The sequence below is a fragment of the Aequorivita aquimaris genome (assembly GCF_001573155.1).
Taxonomy (GTDB): Bacteria; Bacteroidota; Bacteroidia; order Flavobacteriales; family Flavobacteriaceae; genus Aequorivita; species Aequorivita aquimaris.
This window is the reverse complement of sequence record NZ_JRWG01000006.1, coordinates 93,315-112,721: the sequence shown is the minus strand read 5'-3', so window position 1 is coordinate 112,721 and position 19,407 is coordinate 93,315. Positions and strand designations below refer to the sequence as shown.

General features: G+C 38.9%; 19 protein-coding genes. 14 read left to right on the top strand and 5 right to left on the bottom strand.

All coding sequences use genetic code 11. The annotated features are described in order from the left end of the window. The first annotated feature begins 2 nt into the window (after positions 1–2). The 7 genes from LS48_RS10690 to rlmN all read left to right on the top strand — a co-directional run bounded on the left by LS48_RS10690 (position 3) and on the right by rlmN (position 7,966). Positions 3–2,024, top strand: a complete 2,022-nt coding sequence (locus LS48_RS10690; protein ID WP_076692461.1) for a DUF3858 domain-containing protein — start codon at positions 3–5, stop codon at positions 2,022–2,024. Then, positions 2,024–2,350, top strand: a complete 327-nt coding sequence (locus LS48_RS10685; RefSeq protein ID WP_062622518.1) for a nucleotide pyrophosphohydrolase — start codon at positions 2,024–2,026, stop codon at positions 2,348–2,350. Before LS48_RS10690 ends, LS48_RS10685 begins: the two co-directional genes overlap by 1 nt. Then, on the top strand, positions 2,351–2,593 hold the full coding sequence (locus LS48_RS10680; RefSeq protein ID WP_062622517.1) for a hypothetical protein: 243 nt from the start codon (positions 2,351–2,353) through the stop codon (positions 2,591–2,593). It begins immediately after the preceding gene. Continuing rightward, the gene (locus tag LS48_RS10675) at positions 2,590–3,834 is read left to right on the top strand and encodes a 3-phosphoshikimate 1-carboxyvinyltransferase (RefSeq protein ID WP_062622516.1); all 1,245 of its coding nucleotides are present in this window, start codon (positions 2,590–2,592) and stop codon (positions 3,832–3,834) included. Before LS48_RS10680 ends, LS48_RS10675 begins: the two co-directional genes overlap by 4 nt. A gap of 169 nt (positions 3,835–4,003) precedes the next feature. After that, positions 4,004–5,053: a tRNA preQ1(34) S-adenosylmethionine ribosyltransferase-isomerase QueA gene (gene queA / locus LS48_RS10670; RefSeq protein WP_062622624.1), complete on the top strand. Its 1,050-nt coding sequence runs from the start codon at positions 4,004–4,006 to the stop codon at positions 5,051–5,053. Positions 5,054–5,183: 130 nt separating this feature from the next. Then, the gene (locus LS48_RS10665) at positions 5,184–6,842 is read left to right on the top strand and encodes a T9SS type A sorting domain-containing protein (RefSeq protein WP_062622515.1); all 1,659 of its coding nucleotides are present in this window, start codon (positions 5,184–5,186) and stop codon (positions 6,840–6,842) included. Positions 6,843–6,925: 83 nt separating this feature from the next. After that, entirely contained in the window at positions 6,926–7,966 is a 1,041-nt protein-coding gene (gene rlmN / locus LS48_RS10660; RefSeq protein ID WP_062622514.1) for a dual-specificity RNA methyltransferase RlmN, read from the top strand. A gap of 48 nt (positions 7,967–8,014) precedes the next feature. Here the strand turns inward: rlmN and LS48_RS10655 are convergent, their stop codons facing one another. Further along, the gene (locus LS48_RS10655) at positions 8,015–8,821 is read right to left on the bottom strand and encodes a T9SS-dependent choice-of-anchor J family protein (RefSeq protein ID WP_062622513.1); all 807 of its coding nucleotides are present in this window, start codon (positions 8,819–8,821) and stop codon (positions 8,015–8,017) included. Between the two features lie 321 nt (positions 8,822–9,142). Between LS48_RS10655 and LS48_RS10645 the strand changes: the two genes are divergently transcribed. From LS48_RS10645 to dnaG, 5 genes are all read left to right on the top strand, one after another. Next, a complete protein-coding gene (locus LS48_RS10645) occupies positions 9,143–10,120 on the top strand; it encodes a polyprenyl synthetase family protein (protein ID WP_062622511.1) in 978 nt (325 codons plus the stop codon). A gap of 146 nt (positions 10,121–10,266) precedes the next feature. After that, a complete protein-coding gene (locus LS48_RS10640; protein WP_062622510.1) occupies positions 10,267–10,833 on the top strand; it encodes an RNA polymerase sigma factor in 567 nt (188 codons plus the stop codon). Beyond that, the gene (locus LS48_RS10635) at positions 10,820–11,614 is read left to right on the top strand and encodes a hypothetical protein (protein WP_062622509.1); all 795 of its coding nucleotides are present in this window, start codon (positions 10,820–10,822) and stop codon (positions 11,612–11,614) included. Before LS48_RS10640 ends, LS48_RS10635 begins: the two co-directional genes overlap by 14 nt. An 84-nt stretch (positions 11,615–11,698) precedes the next feature. Further along, positions 11,699–12,769, top strand: coding sequence for a hypothetical protein (locus tag LS48_RS10630; protein ID WP_062622623.1), 1,071 nt, complete (start codon positions 11,699–11,701; stop codon positions 12,767–12,769). 108 nt (positions 12,770–12,877) lie between these two features. Then, on the top strand, positions 12,878–14,836 hold the full coding sequence (gene dnaG, locus LS48_RS10625) for a DNA primase (RefSeq protein ID WP_062622622.1): 1,959 nt from the start codon (positions 12,878–12,880) through the stop codon (positions 14,834–14,836). 1 nt (position 14,837) lies between these two features. On the opposite strand, the gene LS48_RS10620 is transcribed toward dnaG, so the two are convergent. Further along, entirely contained in the window at positions 14,838–15,470 is a 633-nt protein-coding gene (locus LS48_RS10620) for a response regulator (protein ID WP_062622508.1), read from the bottom strand. Positions 15,471–15,634: 164 nt separating this feature from the next. Beyond that, the gene (gene nadE / locus LS48_RS10615; RefSeq protein WP_062622507.1) at positions 15,635–16,423 is read right to left on the bottom strand and encodes an NAD(+) synthase; all 789 of its coding nucleotides are present in this window, start codon (positions 16,421–16,423) and stop codon (positions 15,635–15,637) included. 107 nt (positions 16,424–16,530) lie between these two features. On the opposite strand from nadE, the gene gldB reads away from it, so the two are divergent. Together gldB and gldC are read left to right on the top strand one after the other, a co-directional pair. Then, a complete protein-coding gene (gene gldB, locus LS48_RS10610) occupies positions 16,531–17,487 on the top strand; it encodes a gliding motility lipoprotein GldB (protein WP_062622621.1) in 957 nt (318 codons plus the stop codon). Next, complete coding sequence (gene gldC, locus LS48_RS10605; protein WP_062622506.1) at positions 17,487–17,825, top strand: gliding motility protein GldC; 339 nt, start codon at positions 17,487–17,489, stop codon at positions 17,823–17,825. The genes gldB and gldC overlap by 1 nt, the downstream gene beginning before the upstream one ends. Before the next feature lie 22 nt (positions 17,826–17,847). Here the strand turns inward: gldC and yihA are convergent, their stop codons facing one another. Together yihA and LS48_RS10595 are read right to left on the bottom strand one after the other, a co-directional pair. Then, positions 17,848–18,453 (bottom strand): ribosome biogenesis GTP-binding protein YihA/YsxC, encoded by a 606-nt coding sequence (yihA, locus tag LS48_RS10600; RefSeq protein WP_062622505.1) that lies wholly within the window; start codon positions 18,451–18,453, stop codon positions 17,848–17,850. A gap of 112 nt (positions 18,454–18,565) precedes the next feature. Further along, positions 18,566–19,330: an alpha/beta fold hydrolase gene (locus tag LS48_RS10595; protein WP_062622504.1), complete on the bottom strand. Its 765-nt coding sequence runs from the start codon at positions 19,328–19,330 to the stop codon at positions 18,566–18,568. Positions 19,331–19,407: the final 77 nt, after the last annotated feature.

The window sequence follows — 19,407 nt, the reverse complement described above, 5'->3', positions numbered from 1 at the left end:
ACATGAAATCGTTCTTACTACCCGTATTAGCTGTTATGTGTTTTTTTAACGCATCATTGGCCCAAGATTATAAATTTGGAAAAGTTTCCAAAGAAGAATTACTTCAAAAAGAACATCCTACTGACCCAACCGCAGAAGCTGCAATATTATACAGGGAAGTCCATACAAATTTTGAATACTCAACAAATTCAGGATTTTATATGGTTACTAATGTTTTTGAGCGCATCAAAATTTACACTAAAGAAGGTTTTGATTGGGCTTCAAAAGAAATTGACCTATATCAAAGCAACTCGGGTTCAAATGATGAAATTTCTGGCCTAAGAGCATATACCTACTATCTGGACGGCAGCGATAAAATTGAGGAGATAAAACTTAAAAATGAAGGTATTTTTGAAGAAAAAACAACCAAATATGTCCACAAATTAAAGTTTACTATGCCGGACATACGCGAGGGCTGCGTGATTGAATATAAATATAGTATTAAATCTCCCTTCATAAGCAATATTGACGAATTTCGTTTTCAGGAAACCATTCCTGTTGAGAATGTAGATGTTCATTTTGCTTCACCGGAATATTTCGTTTTTAAAACCCACCAAAAAGGATGGGTGCCCTATAAGGTTAAAACAGATGGTAGGGATAGAACTGTAGCACTGGCAAATGCCCGTACCGAGTATGATAGGTATGGTAATCTGACGAGCAAAGGTGGCGCAAGAGATTTCAAGTTTAAAGAAGATATATACATTATAAATTTAAGCAATGTTCCGGCTTTAAAAGAAGAAGCATTCGCAGGAAATATAGATAATTATTCCACTGGGCTCAAGTTTGAATTAAGTTATGTAGATTTTCCGGGTTCTCCCCAACAGATTTTTTCAACTACTTGGGAAGATGTTTCAAAAGGAATATATGAAGTAGATTCGTTCGGAAATGAATTGTCAAAAGATAATTATTTCGAAGATGATTTAAACAATCTATTAAGTGGGATCAGCAATCCCGAAGAAAAAGTAATTAGGATCTTTTCGTTTTTATTAAACAAAATGACTTGGAATAACTACCTAGGCTATTATACCAACGAAGGTGTAAGGGAGGCCTATAAAAAAGGTTCTGGTAATGTAGCCGATATCAATTTAATGCTCATTGCCATGTTGCGAAAAGCTAATCTTAATGCCAATCCAGTTTTAGTGAGTACCAAAAACCATGGTATGCCGCTGTTTCCTACACGTAACGGATTTAACTATGTAATTGCCGCCGTAGAGCTCCCACAAGGCATCGTGCTTCTTGACGCAACCAATAAAGATGCGGAAATTGGAGTTTTAAGAACGAGTATAATGAACTGGAAAGGTCGTTTAATTACCAAAGATGGATCTTCTAGTTGGATCTCATTAAATCCGCAAATTCCAGCTGTAAAAAGTGCAATGGTTAACGCAGAAATAAAGCCAGATCTTAAAGTTGTAGGTAAAGCTCAAAGCAGATTCACCGGTAATTATGCTTTTCAATATAGAAATGAGTATAAAAGTTTGAATGAAGATGCGCAGCGCAAAGCAGTAGAAAAAGAGACTAACCAAGCAGAACTTTCCAACTTGAGTTTTGAAAACCTCAATAGTTTAGGTAAACCTGTTTCTTTAAACTATGATTTTGAAGTGGTTGATGCAGTTGAAGACGTTGCTGGAAAGCTATATTTTTCACCGTTGGTATTCTTGGCGGCCAAAGAAAGCCCTTTCAAGCCTGATACCCGGTTATATCCTGTAGATTTTGGCTATCCTATGAAGGATCGTTACATAGTAAATATAGATTTGCCAGAAGGATATAAAGTAGAATCCCTGCCTGAAAATGCCGTGTTTAACCTAGGGGAAGATATGGGCAGTTTCCGTTACTTGATTTCGCAGATAGGTAACAAATTGCAACTTTCGGTTGAACTTTCTATCAATAAATCTTTCATTGCTGCCGAAGAATACGGAAATTTGAAAAAGTTCTATGAACTTTTAATTGCAAAAGAAAACGAAAAAGTTGTACTTTCAAAAGCATAATGGATATTAAAAACGCACAAGAGGTAGTTGATGAGTGGATAAAACAGCACGGTGTACGCTATTTTAATGAACTCACAAATATGGCGCAACTCACGGAAGAGGTGGGTGAGGTGGCACGTATCATTGCCCGCCGTTATGGCGAACAGAGCGAAAAGGAAAGTGATAAACATAAAGATTTGGGCGAAGAGCTAGCGGACGTTGTTTTTGTAGTGCTCTGCCTTGCAAACCAAACCGGCGTTGATCTTGAAAAGGCTTTTGAAAAAAAATTGAAACTAAAAATCAAACGCGATCACGATAGGCACCATAGCAATGAAAAACTCAAATAAATGTTCAAAAAAGTTATAAATACAAAGGGTTTTTGGAAATCAGTGTTTTCACTTGCGGTGGCTTTTGCACTATTGTTCACGTTGATTAAATGGGCAATTGATGGTTTTGAAATTGCGTATTTTACTGAAAGAGATCCTGTAATGTTTATACTCACACTTTTTTTGGCAGGTTTTGTTTATGGTTTTTTTGTCACTTTCGGAAAGTTTAGGGCAAAGCTCAAACAAAATGATTCTGGACAATGATCGCCAATTTAAAAAAAGGAGAGCTTCCTTCAGAAAATATAAAAATCAATATTTGCGGCTCTAAAAGTGAATCGAACCGATTGCTTATTCTGCAAGCAGGATTTCCAAATATTTCTATTGAAAACCTTTCAGACAGTGATGATACAGCTGTTCTGCAAAAAGGATTAAAGGTTTTAAAAGGTACTGTAGATATTCACCATGCCGGTACCGCAATGCGTTTTTTAACCGCTTATTTCGCCGCAAAAGAAGGAGCCGATGTGCTGCTCACGGGAAGCCAGCGAATGCAAGATCGTCCTATAGAAATTTTAGTCAACGCACTTAGAAATTTGGGCGCAGATATTGAATATGCCCAAAACGAAGGTTTCCCCCCTTTAAAGATAAGGGGTAAGAATCTTCAAAAGAATGAAGTGACTATCAAAGCTGACCTCAGTAGCCAATATATTTCAGCATTAATGCTGATTGCTCCAATGCTTCCCACGGGCCTAATAATATCTTTAGAAGGCAAAATCACTTCTATTCCCTATATAGAAATGACACTTCAACTTTTGAAAAATATTGGAGTTACTGGAAATTTTGATGGAAATTCGATTGTAATTTCTCCCATAAAAAGTATTGAAGATGTAAGGATTGTTGTGGAATCTGATTGGAGCTCGGCATCTTACTTTTACAGCTTGGTAGCTCTTTCTGAAAATCTTCAAATTACACTCGGCAATTTTTCGGAAGAAAGCTTACAGGGCGATGCCGCTTTGGTGCAGCTATATAATTCATTGGGTGTGGAAACGGTTTTTAATACTTCCGATGATACCATTTCTCTGTCAAAAAAATCCATTGAATTGCCTGATTCATTACTTCTCAATCTTGCAAACACCCCAGATTTGGCACAAACAATTGCAGTGAGTTGTTTCGGGTTGGGCGTAAGTTGCAGGTTGACGGGGCTACATACTTTAAAAATTAAGGAAACGGACAGGCTCATGGCGTTGAAAACTGAATTGGAGAAACTGGGTGCTTCGGTTCAAATTGATAGCAATTCCTTAAATCTTGAAAAAAGTTTAAAAATTAGTAAAGGTATTGCTGTGGAAACGTATCAGGACCACAGAATGGCGATGGCCTTTGCACCACTTGCCCTGAAAACAGAAATTACGATCAACAGCGCCGGAGTAGTTTCAAAATCCTATCCAAAATTTTGGGAGGATATAGAAAAAACGGGTGTTAATTGTGTTTTTGAACAATTCAAAAATTAGCTGTTTCTGCCTCATTTTTTAAGCTACGAACACCCAGTGTCAAACATTTAAAAATAATAAACCGTCATTTACTTGACAACGCCTGTTTTGAGGTTGTATATTTGCGCCCTTGTAAACCAAAGCCTTGAAAGGGGCATTTTAAATTTTAAAGAAACGACGCATTATGGGAATGAAACTTTCAAACTTCAACTTTAACCTTCCAGAAGAATTATTGGCGGAATATCCAGCGCCAAACCGTGACGAATCGCGCTTGATGGTATTGGATAGGAAAAATAAAACCATTGAACACAAAATGTTCAAAGATCTGATTGATTATTTTGAGGAAGATGATGTTTTGGTAACCAATAATACCAAGGTTTTTCCGGCACGTTTGTTCGGAAACAAGGAGAAAACTGGAGCCCGTATTGAAGTTTTTCTTTTAAGGGAATTAAATCCCGAAACCCGTCTATGGGATGTTTTGGTAGATCCAGCCCGAAAAATAAGAATTGGAAACAAGCTGTATTTTGGCGATGACGAGACCCTTGTGGCAGAAGTTATTGACAATACAACTTCGCGCGGAAGAACACTGCGTTTTCTTTTTGATGGGTCTTATGAAGAATTCAGAAATAAATTGACGGAATTGGGTGAAACACCACTTCCAAAGTATATAAAAAGAGAAGTAGAGCCAGAAGATGCGGAGCGCTACCAAACTATTTTTGCTAAAAATGAAGGAGCAGTTGCGGCGCCCACAGCTGGACTTCATTTTTCAAAACATCTTTTAAAGCGTCTTGAAATTAAAGGAGTAAATGTTGCCGAAGTTACGCTTCACGTAGGTCTGGGAACTTTTAGTTCTGTTGAGGTAGAAGATCTTTCAAAACACAAGATGGATTCTGAGGAGATGGAAATAGACCAGCAGGCAGTTAATATAATTAATGCTGGGATTCAAAAGAAAAAACGTGTTTGCGCCGTGGGCACTACCGCTATGCGTGCTTTGGAAAGTTCTGTTTCTTCAAATCACACACTAAATTCATACAAAGGATGGACAAATAAATTTATTTTTCCACCTTATGATTTCAGCATTGCCAATGCCATGGTTACAAATTTCCATACCCCAAAATCTACTTTGTTAATGATGGTTTCAGCATTCGCGGGTCATGATTTTATTAAGGAAGCCTATGCAGAAGCAATTAAGGAGAAATATAGATTTTATACCTATGGTGATGCTATGTTAATAATCTAAAACAGGTTTAATATAATTGTCAAGAATCCCGATGTATATCGGGATTTTTTATTTTATAAGCATTTGGTTTTCAAATGTCAAAATAATAATATACCTTAGTCTTCCTTTTGTAAACTAACCAGCAAGTTGAATGAAAAAAACATTACTTTTCTTCATTTTCACACTTTTCTTTTTTGTTGCCTTTTCACAAGGTGCTGGTGATGATTTGCCTGAAAGCTGGGATCTAAATTTACAACAACAGCCAGAAGTTATTCGCCTTCCCCCACTAGATTTGGAAATGATAGTGCAACAGGATAGCATTAATGATTTGGATAAAAGCATGCCCTGGCGGTATGGAATTGAGGTTCCCGTAAATATAAATATGGAGCACGACGGTTTGTGGACTACACTTCCCGACGGGGCTAAAATATGGCAGGCTACCATTCAATCAACTGGTGCGTTAAACCTGAGCATTAATTTTAGTGATTTTTATTTACCACATGGCTCAAAAGTTCAACTTTACAATCAAGAGAGGACCGATGTTACCCGTACTTATAATAATAACCAGAATAGAGATAATGGACAGTTAGGCACTTGGTTTGTTGATGGCAATATTATTTGGATTGAATATTACCAACCTGCAAATACCCAAAATGTAGCGCGTCTTCAGATAAATAGTGTAATTCACGGATATAGAATGGGCAGGGTAAATGCTCTCCTTGAAGGAAACCGTGGACTTAACGACTCAGGTGAATGTAATTACGATGTAAACTGTCCAGTAGGAAGTGATTTTGACACTAAAAAAGATTTGGTTAAAAAAGCAGTTTCACTTTTAAACTTAGGAAATGGTTATCTGTGTTCTGCTGCTTTGATTAATAATACAAGAAATGATAAAACTCCATACCTTTTAACAGCCAACCACTGTCTTCAAAGCAGCAATCCTTCGCTTTGGTCCATTCGGTTTAATTGGGTAAGTCCCACTCCAGTATGTGGAACTGGAGATGAAAGTGGTGATTTGCAAACAAATTTTACCATCAGCGGGGCAGCATTGAGGGCAAACAATGCAAAAAGTGATTTTGCGCTTGTTGAACTTTTTGACAAAATACCAGAATCGTGGGATGTTGCTTTTGCAGGCTGGGATAATTCAGATAATGATCCATTATTTGAGGTTGGTATTCATCACCCCAATGGTGATATTATGAAAATTTGCCGCGATGATTCCGGTGCCGAAAAAATAGATGCCAATGGCACGCAAGTTTGGTTAATTGGTGGCGGTAACCACGGAAGCGGAAATGGTTGGGAAATAGGAACTACAGAGAGCGGCTCATCGGGTTCGCCACTTTTTGACGAAAACGGAAGAATAATTGGGCAGCTTTACGCGGGGCAATCTGCCTGCAACGGGTTGGAAAACAATGGAGATTACGATATTTACGGGAGGTTCGGTATTTCCTGGAATTATGGGACAACACAACAAACCCGACTTAAGGAATGGCTAGACCCTACCAATTCTGGGCACACCACAGTGGAAACACTTCAAAATCTATTGAACATTCCAGATTTTGAAATTACGGGAGATCTTAAAATCTACCCGAATCCTGCAAGTTCAACCATTACAGTTATGAATAATAGATACCCGCACCTGTCATTTCAGTTTTTAAACGTTGTGGGTCAGCGTATCCATTCAGGGTCACTATCAAACACTATGAACACTATCAATGTTTCTAATCTAGCGGATGGTGTATATTTTCTTCGCTTAATTGATGAGGACAGCAAAGACTCTATAACCAAAAAAGTTATTATTAATAAATAAACCATAATTCTATTAAGTAGATTAAGCCTCTATTCTGAAAAGGAAAAGAGGCTTTTTTCTTTAAAATACAGTAATTTTGCACGATGGTTTCAGAAAAAAAAGATATACGGGCACTTTCAAAAGAAGAACTGCGAAGTTTTTTCGAGAGTATTGGCGACAAAGCTTTCCGAGGAACACAGGTATATGATTGGTTATGGAGTAAGGGAATTCACAGTTTTGATGATATGACCAATATTTCCAAAGAAACCCGTAAACACTTGGATGAAAACTTCGTTATCAACCATATAAAGGTGGACCATCTTCAAAAAAGCAATGACGGCACCATAAAAAATGCTGTAAAACTTCATGACGACTTGGTAGTTGAGTCGGTTTTAATTCCTACTAAAAAAAGAACCACGGCCTGCGTTTCCTCGCAAGTGGGCTGTAGTTTGGATTGTACGTTTTGCGCTACTGCCAAGTTGAAACGAATGCGCAATCTAAACCCCGACGAAATTTACGACCAAGTGGTGGCAATTGATAAAGAAAGCCGCTTATATCACGACAAACCGCTTTCAAATATTGTTTTTATGGGAATGGGCGAACCGCTCATGAATTATAAAAATGTTTTGGAGTCTATTGAAAAGATTACCTCAGATGACGGTTTGGGAATGTCCCCAAAACGCATCACCGTATCTACGTCTGGGGTGCCAAAAATGATTAAAAAGCTTGCCGACGATGAGGTGAAATTCAATCTTGCTGTATCATTGCACTCCGCCATTCAAGAAACGCGGGAGCAGATAATGCCTTTTGCGAAGAATTTTACACTGCCAGATCTGCGAGAATCATTAGAATACTGGTACAATAAAACCAAACGCAAAATTACTTACGAATACATCGTTTGGAAAGATATAAACGATAAGTGGGCCGATATTGAAGCTTTGGTAACCTTTTGTAAGTACGTTCCCTGCAAAGTAAATATCATTGAATACAACCCAATAGACGACGGCCATTTTCAACAAGCTTCTTCCATCGTGATTGATGATTACATTCAGGCTTTGGAACACGACAGGATTCCAGTTACCGTCCGCCGAAGTCGCGGTAAAGATATTGACGCTGCCTGTGGTCAGTTAGCAAACAAACAATAAAAAAGAGCGGCTTTTGGCCGCTCTTTTCAATTCAATATAAAATGTAAATTAGTTTTTTACAATTCTGAAAGTTTTGCTTGCTCCTTCAATAGAAACGGTAGCAATGTAAACACCAGACTGAAGTCCAGCAATGTTTACAGTTTCATTATTGCTAGCTAGTTTTTGTGAAACTACTTCTTGACCCAACATATTGTAAAGGGCAACACGCTCCATAGCAGTGTTTGCAGAAAGGTTTAATTGACCGTTAGCAACAAAGTGTTTGAAACCTTGGAATTCGTTTGTCCCAACTGCTAAAAGTCCAGAAACTGTTACGTCATCAATTGATAAGAAGTCTTGATCAGTAACATCGTGATGCCTGAACGCTACATATACAGTTTCACCAGCTAAACTAGAAAGATCTAAGGAACGCTCATATTGAGTTCCTTCATCATTTGGGTCATCATAAACTTCATTAAAAGTAACGGTAGCTGATTCTAGATTGGCAATATCGCTACTAGTTCCAACGTATACACTGTAGTTCTCCAAATCCCAAGTAGCCGCAGCAGCTTGAACCTTCCAAGTTAATTGAACATCACCACTTGCAGTTGTTAAATCAATTGCAGGAGAAACAATCCAATTGTCTGGAGTTAATGGAAAACTTTGCCAAGATCTTGAAATAATTGAAACTGGAGTTACAGGGTTTCCGTTTCCGTCTTCAACAACAAATAGATCAGCCCAAAAATTTCCATCTCCATCTTCGTCATAACGTGTCCAATCTGAAACATCTTCATCATTGAAATCGTCTGTAAAGAAAATAGTCTGTGCATTCATAGCAAAGCCAGCAAATAATGCGGCCAATAATGTAATTTTTTTCATTTTAATATTAATTAAGGAGTTAAAATTTATTGTTCCAAAGTTAACTTTTGACCTTCTGTTTTACTGTACATCCCAAGAGTTTAACGTATTTTTGAATATTCTGATAAGGTTTACAGGTTATATTGTATTCTCCACAATTATTAACAAGCTTTTTAAAGATTTCTGTGCAAAGCCTATAATTGATTGCGCTTTTTACTTTTTGGAAATTAATCCAGACTGCTAAAATTTTGTTAAGGAAAATTTTCAGCAACTAATTTTGGTAGATTTTATAAAATAGTACCTCCAAATCCATCATTCAAATTTGACTATCTTTGAACCTTTATGAAGATAGTTTCGCGCATCAAACTTCCCATTGAAACCGAAATGGAGCTTTTTGAAAAAAAGTTCTCCGCTTCTATGTCTTCCAAAGTTTCCCTGCTAAATAGAATTACCCATTACGTTGTAAACCGAAAAGGAAAACAGATGCGCCCCATGTTTGTATTCCTGATCGCAAAAATGACAGGCAATGGCGAAGTGAACGAACGTACCTACCGCGGGGCTTCCGTTATCGAGCTTATCCACACGGCAACGCTTGTACACGATGATGTGGTGGACGATAGCAACCGGAGGCGCGGGTTCTTTTCCATAAACGCACTTTGGAAAAACAAAATCGCAGTACTCGTTGGTGATTATTTGCTTTCAAAAGGTTTGCTGCTATCCATAGACAACGACGATTTTGACTTGTTAAAAATAATTTCCGTAGCCGTACGCGAAATGAGCGAGGGCGAACTCCTGCAAATTGAAAAAGCCAGAAGGCTTGACATTACCGAAGAAATCTATTTTGAAATCATCCGCCAAAAAACAGCAACTTTAATAGCCGCTTGCTGTGCCATGGGCGCCCGTTCCGTGATGGCACCAGATTCGGAAGTGGAAAAAATGCGCAAGTTTGGCGAGCTCATTGGTATTGCTTTCCAAATAAAGGATGATCTTTTTGATTATGGCAACGAGCGCATCGGCAAGCCCACGGGTATCGATATTAAGGAACAAAAGATGACACTACCTTTAATATATGCCCTAAATAATTCGTCTTCCGAAGAAAAAAAGTGGCTTATCAATTCGGTTAAAAACCACAATAAAGACAAGCAGCGCGTTAAGGAAGTCATCACTTTTGTCAAAAACAATGGCGGTCTTGATTATGCCGTTACAACAATGAAGGAGTACCAACAACAAGCGCTACAACTCCTTGAAACCTATCCTGCTTCGCCCTACAAAGAATCACTGGAATTGATGGTGAATTATGTTATCGACCGGAAAAAATAGCAGGTCTCAGTCTCAGTATTCAGTCGCAGTATTCTGTGGCTAACTGAATACTGCGACTGAAAACTGAAAGCTTTTCCCCCATCAGACAACCATTTTTCAAAAACCTGCGTCTATTAAAATAGAAGCCTTTAACAGCGAAGCTTATTTTGAAAATTATACCCTTACATAAAAACTACTCAAAATTGATAGCCAAGGCATCCAAAGGAGACCGCCGTGCGCAGCATCAATTGTTTGAAATGTTTTCGCCAAAAATGCTGGGCGTTTGCAGACAGTATTTAAAAAACAACGATTTGGCTGAAGAGGTAATGCTTTCGGGTTTTTTCAAAATGTTTACACATTTAAAGGACTTCAAAAACGAAGGCAGCTTTGAGGGGTGGATCAGAAGAATTATGGTGAACGAAAGTATTTCGCAACTTCGGAAAGATAAAAAATTGCATTTTATTTCAGAAACGGAAATTGAAAACAGCACCGCGCACGCCACCTTTATAGAGACCGAACTTGAAGAGGCCGAAATCCAAAAAATGATAGACAACCTGCCCGACGGCTATAAAACGGTTTTTGTGCTCTACGCGGTAGAAGGTTACAAGCACGGTGAAATTGCAGAACTGTTGCAGATTAGTGAAAACACTTCAAAAACGCAACTGTTCAAAGCACGTAAAATGCTCCAAAATATGGTAAAACAACAAAATAATCTAAGCTATGGCACCTTATAAATTAGAAGACAACATCCGCGAAAAACTGGAGGCAAGAGAACTTAAGCCATCAGCCGACGCATGGAAAAAACTGGAAGCAAAACTGGATGCCGAACAGCCCAGAAAGAAAAACTTTTTTTGGTATTATGCTGCCGCAAGTTTTGCGGGATTGCTAATCGTAGCATCAATTTTCTTTAGTAGAAATACTTCGGAAATAGCCACCCCAATAGTAAATGAGAACACAGAAAAAACCAAAGTTGAAGAAAATTCTGAAATCATTCCACAGATTATAAATAAGGAAGAAATCGCTTCGGAAGAAAAATCGAAAGCGGAAAATACTTCTGAAAAGCAATCCGAAAAGAAACAAACAACCCGTTCAAATAAACCGCAATTCCTTCCGCAGCCCAACGGTACAAAAAAATCTGCCGTTGACGAAAAAATTGAAAAGACCGACGCCATTGCCGTAAAAACTGAAACAAAACAACCCATTAAAGCAGAGAAACCTTTGCAGCCTGAAGAAGACAAAATTTTCAATACTAAGGTTGATGAAGTGGTTGCTTCGGTAAAAAAGCTTCAGGAAAATAACACCGAAGTTACCGTTGGCGAAATAGAAGCATTGCTAAACAGCGCCCGCCACGATATACAAACCCAGCGAATTCTTAGCAGTCCAAAGGTAGATGCCACCGCTTTGCTGGAGGACGTAGAGTGGGAGCTGGAAAAAAGTTTCCGCGACAAGGTTTTTGATGCCCTCGGCGAAGGTTTTAATAAAATCAGGACCGCGGTTTCAGAAAGAAACGATTAGCAATTTTCAATGCTCAATGCTCAATTTTCAATAAACAATAAACAAAAACATTCATCATCATCATTAATCAAAAATCGAACAGTTATGAAATTAATTACTTTTACCACCGCCCTTGCCCTTTGGCTACTTGCAGGGGTTTGCACCCAAGCTCAGGAAAACGACCACGATACAAAAACCGCTGTGGAGCGTCTTAATTCCTTAAAAGAAAAGATTGTCCAAGAAGAAAAAGACGCATTGAAGCTTGACGTTGAAAATATCAATAAACGCCTGGAAAGCGGTAATATCACTGAAGCTGAGGCAGAAAACTTAAAACAGGAGGCGGCTGAAAAACACGCCTTAAATATTGAGAACCGTTTGGCGATTATAGACAATAAAGTCGCACTAATACAACGAAACGGAAACATAGACGAAGACGAAGATGGCCAAATTATTCTACGCTTCGGTTCCTCTGGCAAAGACAGTGAAAATGACAATGTGCTCTACATTGGTCCCAAAAATAAAAAGCGCAAATACGATCGCCGAACCACCTCAGATCTGGTCTTTGCTTTTGGTCTCAATAATGCAATTACAGAAGGCGAATCCTTGCAGGACTCAGACTTCAAAGTTGCCGGAAGCCGCTTTGTCGAACTCGGCTGGGCGTGGAAAACCCGCGTGTTTAAAAATACAAATTGGGTGCGCGTTAAGTATGGCCTATCTTTTCAATTTAATGGCTTAAAACCTACTGACAACCGTTATTATGTAGATACAGGCGAGCAGACCGAACTTCAGGAATACCCATTGGATTTGGATAAATCAAAATTCCGCATGGACAATCTCGTAGTGCCTATCCACTTTGAATTTGGACCTTCAAAAAAAATAGAACACGATGATTATTTTCGTTATTCCACCGAAAACAAAATTAAAATTGGCCTTGGCGGGTATGCCGGTATCAATCTTAGCACACGCCAAAAACTAAAGTTTGAAGAAGAAGGTGAAGACAGAAAACTTAAACTTAAAGCGAATTATAACACAAACAATTTCATTTATGGCCTTAGTGGTTATATAGGTTGGCAGGGCGTGGCATTGTATGCCAAGTATGATCTTAATACCATTTTCAAGAATAACCCCATAGACCAACGCAACGTTTCCCTTGGGCTCCGTTTTGATATGGATTAGCCATAACCCCTTTCATTATTCGTTGTTTAAAACCTGTATGGATTTTTAAAATTCGTGCAGGTTTCTTTTCTTAATATCCCTATTTTTACAAATCAAAAATCTAATAATCTGATCTCCAAAACCACCATAGACAATGTTTTTGAAACCGCCCGGGTAGAGGAGGTAATCGGCGATTTTGTACAGTTGAAAAAATCAGGAAGCAATTTTAAGGGGCTAAGCCCTTTTACCGATGAGCGCTCCCCGAGTTTTATGGTTAGTCCCGTTAAACAAATTTGGAAAGATTTCAGTAGTGGAAAAGGCGGTAACGTGGTGGCTTTTTTAATGGAGCACGAACATTTCACCTATCCCGAAGCCATAAAGTACCTTGCCAAAAAGTATGGAATAGAAGTAGAGGAAACCGAACAGACTGCCGAAGAAAAGGAACATGCCAACGAGCGCGAAAGTCTTTACTTAGTAAGCGAATTCGCAAAAGAATATTTTCACAACACATTGCTCAAAACCGAGGAGGGCAAGGCTATTGGGCTTTCCTATTTTAAGGAACGCGGTTTTACCGATGAAACTATCAAAAAATTTGAACTGGGGTATTCCCCAGATTCTTGGGATGCCTTTACCAACCACGCTATTAAAAAAGGCTACAAGCTTGAGTTTTTGGAAAAAACCGGTTTAACAATTGTAAAAGAAGAAAAACAATTTGACCGTTTTAAAGGTAGGGTAATGTTCCCGATTCTCAGTATGAGCGGCCGTACATTGGGTTTTGGTGGGCGAATTTTAACTTCGGAAAAAAAAGCCGCGAAATACCTAAACTCCCCCGAAAGCGACATTTACCATAAAAGTAAAGTGCTCTACGGAATTTTTCACGCAAAACAGAGCATCGCAAAGGAAGACAATTGCTATTTGGTAGAAGGATATACCGATGTTATCCAGTTTTACCAAACAGGCATCCACAACGTAGTTTCTTCATCGGGAACGGCCTTGACCCCGGAACAGATCCGGCTTATAAATAGACTTACAAAAAACATAACCGTACTTTTTGACGGTGATGCGGCAGGCCTTCGCGCTTCGCTTCGCGGTATCGATTTGATATTGGAACAGGGGATGAACGTGAAGATTTGCACCTTTCCGGAAGGAGAGGACCCAGATAGTTTTTCGCGAAAAAACTCTTTGGAGGAACTTACCCTTTATTTGGAAGAAAACGCCAAGGATTTTATCACCTTTAAGGCTTCGCTACTAGCAAATGAAGCTAAGAATGATCCCATAAAAAAATCTGAGACCATTCACGATATGGTTAATAGCATCGCCAAAATCCCGGATGTTATAAAACGCGAAGTTTACATAAAGGAATGTTCGCGTATTATGGATATTTCGGAACAGGTGCTCTTTAACACCCTTGCGCAGATATTTCAGAAAGACAGAAAGGATGCTGCCAAAAAAAATGTTGTTCCGCAGGAAGCCTTTGAGGTTATTCCTTCAGAAAAAAAGATTGAAAAAGTAGATGTTCAGCTACAGTTGGAACAAAAATTAATTGAACTGCTGTTGCTCTATGGAAATGTAGAGGAAGATTTTGAGGAATTGATTTTGGAGGCAGATGAAAAAGGCGAAATCACCTTGCGCCCAGAAATCCACAAGTCGCGCGTTTTTGAAAAAATATATTTAGACTTGCAAGAGGATGAGATTGAATTTACAAATCCAGAGTTCAAGGATCTATACTTTGAAGTGGTCAATCGTTTTAACCTAAACCCTGAAGCGAAGGCTGAAACTTTTATTAATGAACTGGAGCCCGAAATGGCTTCTGCGGTCACACATATTTTGATGGAAGAGGAGCGCTATGTGCTCCACAATTGGGAACGAAAGGAAATCTACGTGAAAGAAAAAGACCAAACCATTGCCCAAATGGTGAGTGAGACCATTTTGAACCTGCGTCGTCATTTGGTTTCCCAAAAAATAAACGAGCTTTCCGAAACAATGAAACATGAGGACAGCCCTGAAAAAGAATCAGGTTTACAGGAAATTGTAGATTATTTAAGTTTAAAAAAAGTACTTTCCAATAAACTTAACCGGGTTTTGTAAATTAAGAAAATTGAAACATCCGCGCTTGGTTTATCAACTCTGCCAAACTTGTCACGTTTAATTTCTTTAAAAGTCTTGTTTTATAAGTGCTTACGGTCTTTTCGTTGATTTCCAAAAGTGAGGCTATGTCTTTATTGCGCTTGCCATTTGATAGTAGGTTGAGAACTTCAATTTCCCTTGCGGAAAGTTTCTTATATCTGCCTACCAGAGTATTGTCATTTACAGAACGGCTGTTGAAAGCGGCTGCAAATTCATCATTCAAAAATATACCGCCCATCGCGATACGTTTGATAGCATGTAGAAATAATTCGGAAGAAATTGTTTTTGGAATATAACCCGCAGCACCAGATTTTACTGAGCGCAAGGCATAAATCTCTTCAGGATGTGATGAAAATATAGCAATTCGAGTTTTTGGGAACTCTTCGCGAATGCTGCGAAGTGCGTGAAAACCATTAATTTCAGGAATGTTCAATTCTAAAATTAAAATATCGGGACGTTCTTTCTCGAGGCATTTCAATAGTTCCGATCCGCGGGAAACTTTCCCAACAATATTGTATTCATTGGTGCTATCTAGTAAAACGGAAGCGCCTTTTCTGGTTACAGGGTGGTGGTCTGCAATTACAACTTTTTTCATCTTAGTGTTTTTATAAATTCAAGAATGAATAAAACCTTCAGATTTGGGGAGCAAATGAGTTTTAGACACGTAATATTAATACTACATTTTGGATATATAAAATATACAAGGGAAGAAAAGTAAACCTTTCGTTTAATGGTTAAATTATTCGATAAATAACAGTATTATCTCAATTCTTTGGGGATTTCGCAAATAGGGATTGGGAGCATTTTATGCTGGTTGGCCCTGTTCAATTTTTTGTAAATATCAAAAACCACTTTTTCCCTTCCTGAAAAATCTGAGCTGTTTTTTCCTTCTTCCATCATTTTCATTGCCCATTCCAGTTCGTCATAACTTGCGCCCAATTGGTCTTCGTCAGATCGGCTATCGCCAAATAATCCGTCTGTGGGAGCGGCTTTCATAATTGATTCTGGAATGCCAAGGGCTTCACCAAGTTTGTAAACTTCACTTTTCATCAAATCTGCAATGGGGCTTAAGTCTACTCCGCCATCACCGTATTTTGTATAAAAACCTACTCCAAAATCCTCAACCTTATTGCCCGTTCCTGCAACTAAATAACGATGCAGGCCAGCAAAATAATAAAGTGTAGTCATCCGAAGGCGCGCTCGCGTATTTGCAAGTGAAAGATCGAGAAAGCTATCATCGGTTGTTTGTGGCACCTCGCTTTTAAACAATTCAAAAACAGAGGTCAAGTTCACTTCGGTATTGCTAACATTTGCAAATTTTTCTTTTAAAAACTGTATATGTTCACGCCCCCGACTTACCTGATTGGGTGCTTGGTGAATGGGCATTTCCACACAAAGGGTCCGTATTCCGGTTTTTGCGCACAGGGCAGAGGTTACCGCAGAATCTATTCCGCCGCTAATTCCTACTACAAAACCTTCCATTCTCGCATTTACAGCGTATGTTTTTAACCAATCTACAATGTAATCTATAACTTTTTCAGTGTGCATTTTCTGTGTTTTTAATCTTTTATAATAATACCTTTGCAGGCAAAATTTGCTAAAGATAAAATTAATAAAAAGGAATGGCGTTAACCAACTGTAACATTTTTTCTGCTATGAAGTATTTCGTATTGGCCCTTTTGGGTGCTTTCCTTTTTTCGTGCAATAGTAAAAGTGAAGTTGAAGGTGAAATTGAAAAAATTCCTATTAATGTTGAAATTATCCGTTTTGACAAAGAATTTGCAGCAGCAACCATTGACGAACTTCCAATGTTGAAAGCTGAATTCCCGGCATTTTTTCCAAAGCAATACAATGACAGTATTTGGATTGAAAAATTAACGGATACGCTCCAAAACCAGCTTGAAGCAGAAGTAGCAAAAACATTTCCGAATGACGAAATATTGCAAGATGAACTCGTCCCGTTGTTTCAACACATAAAATATTATTTTCCGAAATTCAGCACCCCATTGGTTGTAACCACCACCTCAGACGTGGATTATCGTAACAAGGTAATCCTTGCGGACAGTATGCTGGTGATAGGCCTGGACAATTATTTGGGGGCCAATCACCCTTTTTACGAAGGCATAGATAAATATATTTCGAAGGAAATGAAACCATCACAGATTGCTCCCGATGTCTCGGAAACCTATGCAAGGCAGTATATAAAACCGCCCAGCAAAGCTACTTTTTTGGGGCAGATTGTATATTTTGGCAAGCAACTTTATCTTAAAGATCTTTGGCTTCCAAATGCTTCAGATGCTGAAAAAATAGGCTATACCGAAGAAGAATTTCAATGGGCGGAAGAAAACGAGGAATATATGTGGCGCTATTTTATTGAGAAGGAATTGCTCTACAGCACCGACCCGAAACTGGGCGCACGGTTTATAAATCCCGCGCCTTTTTCAAAATTTTACTTGGAAATAGACAACGAATCTCCCGGAATGTTGGGGCGCTATTTGGGCTGGAAAATTGTCCGTGCCTATATGGAAAAAAACGATACTGATGTACAGCGGCTGATGATAACAGATGCTGAAGAAATATTTACAAATTCAAAATACAAACCAAAGAAATAATGGCAATTAAACATACTTCAGAAATAAGGCTAAAAGTGGGTCTTGACGAAAATAAAATACCTGAAAATATTCATTGGACAGCCGAGGACGGCGGCGTGTCAAACGAGGAAACCAAAGCGGTGATGCTATCGGTTTGGGACAGCAAAAGCCAGGAGTCGCTCCGGATAGACCTTTGGACAAAGGAAATGCCCGTGGACGAGATGAAAATTTTCTTCCACCAAACCTTAAGTGCGATGGCCGATACGTTTCAGCGTGCCACCAATGACGAAAAGATGAGCGCCACGATGCGCGATTTTTGTGATTATTTTGCTGAAAAGCTAGAACTGAAGCGGGGATAAGGCTGATTAAACCTAACAGGTCTCAAAGGCCGGTTAGGTTTTTATTTAATTCGTCAATATAATTCAATACTTCATCCCTTCCCGTGGAATCACTGGCTGAGGTAACAAAATACGGCGGCATTTCTTCCCAGGTTTCGAGCATTTTTTCGGTGTAAGCAGCAATATTTCTTTCCAAGGCTTTTGGCTTCAGCTTATCTGCTTTTGTAAAAATGATGTTGAAGGGGATTCCACTTTCGCCCATCCACTGCATAAATTCAAGATCGATGGGTTGCGGTTCGTGGCGGCAATCTACCAATACAAAGGCGAGTATCATTTGCTCCCGCTTTTCAAAATAATTGGTAATGAATTTCTGAAATGTCTTTTTACTGCTTTTTGAAACACGTGCATACCCATAGCCCGGTAAATCCACCAAATACCAATTCTTATTTACGAGAAAATGGTTTATAAGCTGAGTCTTTCCCGGCCTTCCTGAAGTCTTTGCCAAACTCTTGCGCTGCATCAACATATTGATAAGCGAAGATTTCCCAACGTTACTGCGCCCAATAAACGCGTATTCCGGCAAACGGTCCTTTGGGCATTTGGCAACATCGCTGTTGCTCATTACAAATTCTGCCGATTTTATGTGCATTGCTTTAGGGTTAGGAGTTAAGGGTTAAGGGTTAAGGGTTAAGGGTTATGAGGGAGAATACGTTTTTTTAGAAACTTGAAACTTGAAACTTGAAACCTGAAACCTGAAACTACTAAAACCCTCGTTTCTGCAACCAAGCGTAAAGAAGTTCATTAAACTCATCGGGATGCTCCATCATTGCGGCGTGGCCACATTTATCAATCCAAAATAATTCAGAATCTGGTAGGAGTTCATCAAACTCAACGGCAACTTCCGGAGGGGTTACGTTATCATTTTTCCCCCAGATAATACAAGTTGGGGTGTACATTTTGGGCAAATCCTTGGCCATATTGTGCCTGATGGCACTTTTTGCAATGGCCAGTGTCCGTATCAATTTGTTTCGGTCGTTTACGGTTTCATAAACATCGTCCACAATTTCTTTGGTAGCCACAGCAGGGTCGTAAAAAACGTTTTCGGCTTTTTTCTTTATGTAATCGTAATCGCCGCGTTTTGGGTAGCTTTCGCCCATGGCACTCTCGTAAAGTCCAGAACTTCCGGTGATTACCAAAGCTTTTACTTTTTCGGGATACATTTTTGTGCAGAGTAGGCCAATGTGCCCACCCAGCGAATTTCCCAAAAGAATCACTTCATCATAACCCAAATGGTCTATAAACTGCCCCACGTATTTCGCGAAATTTTTCACGTTGGTACGCAAGAGGGTCATTTTGTAAATGGGCAATTCGGGTATAAGGATTTTATATCCCTTTGGCGGAAAGAAATCTGCAACTCCGTCAAAATTGCTTAACCCGCCCATTAGTCCGTGAAGAATGATTATTGGCGTGCCTTCACCTATTTCTAAATATGAAAATTTCCCTTCTTTCTTTAAGTTTTCGGACATGCTGTGGTTGGTGCAATTTAGAAAGACAAAAGTAAACAAAAATATTTCATACGGTCTATTTAATGTTAGGCTTTGTT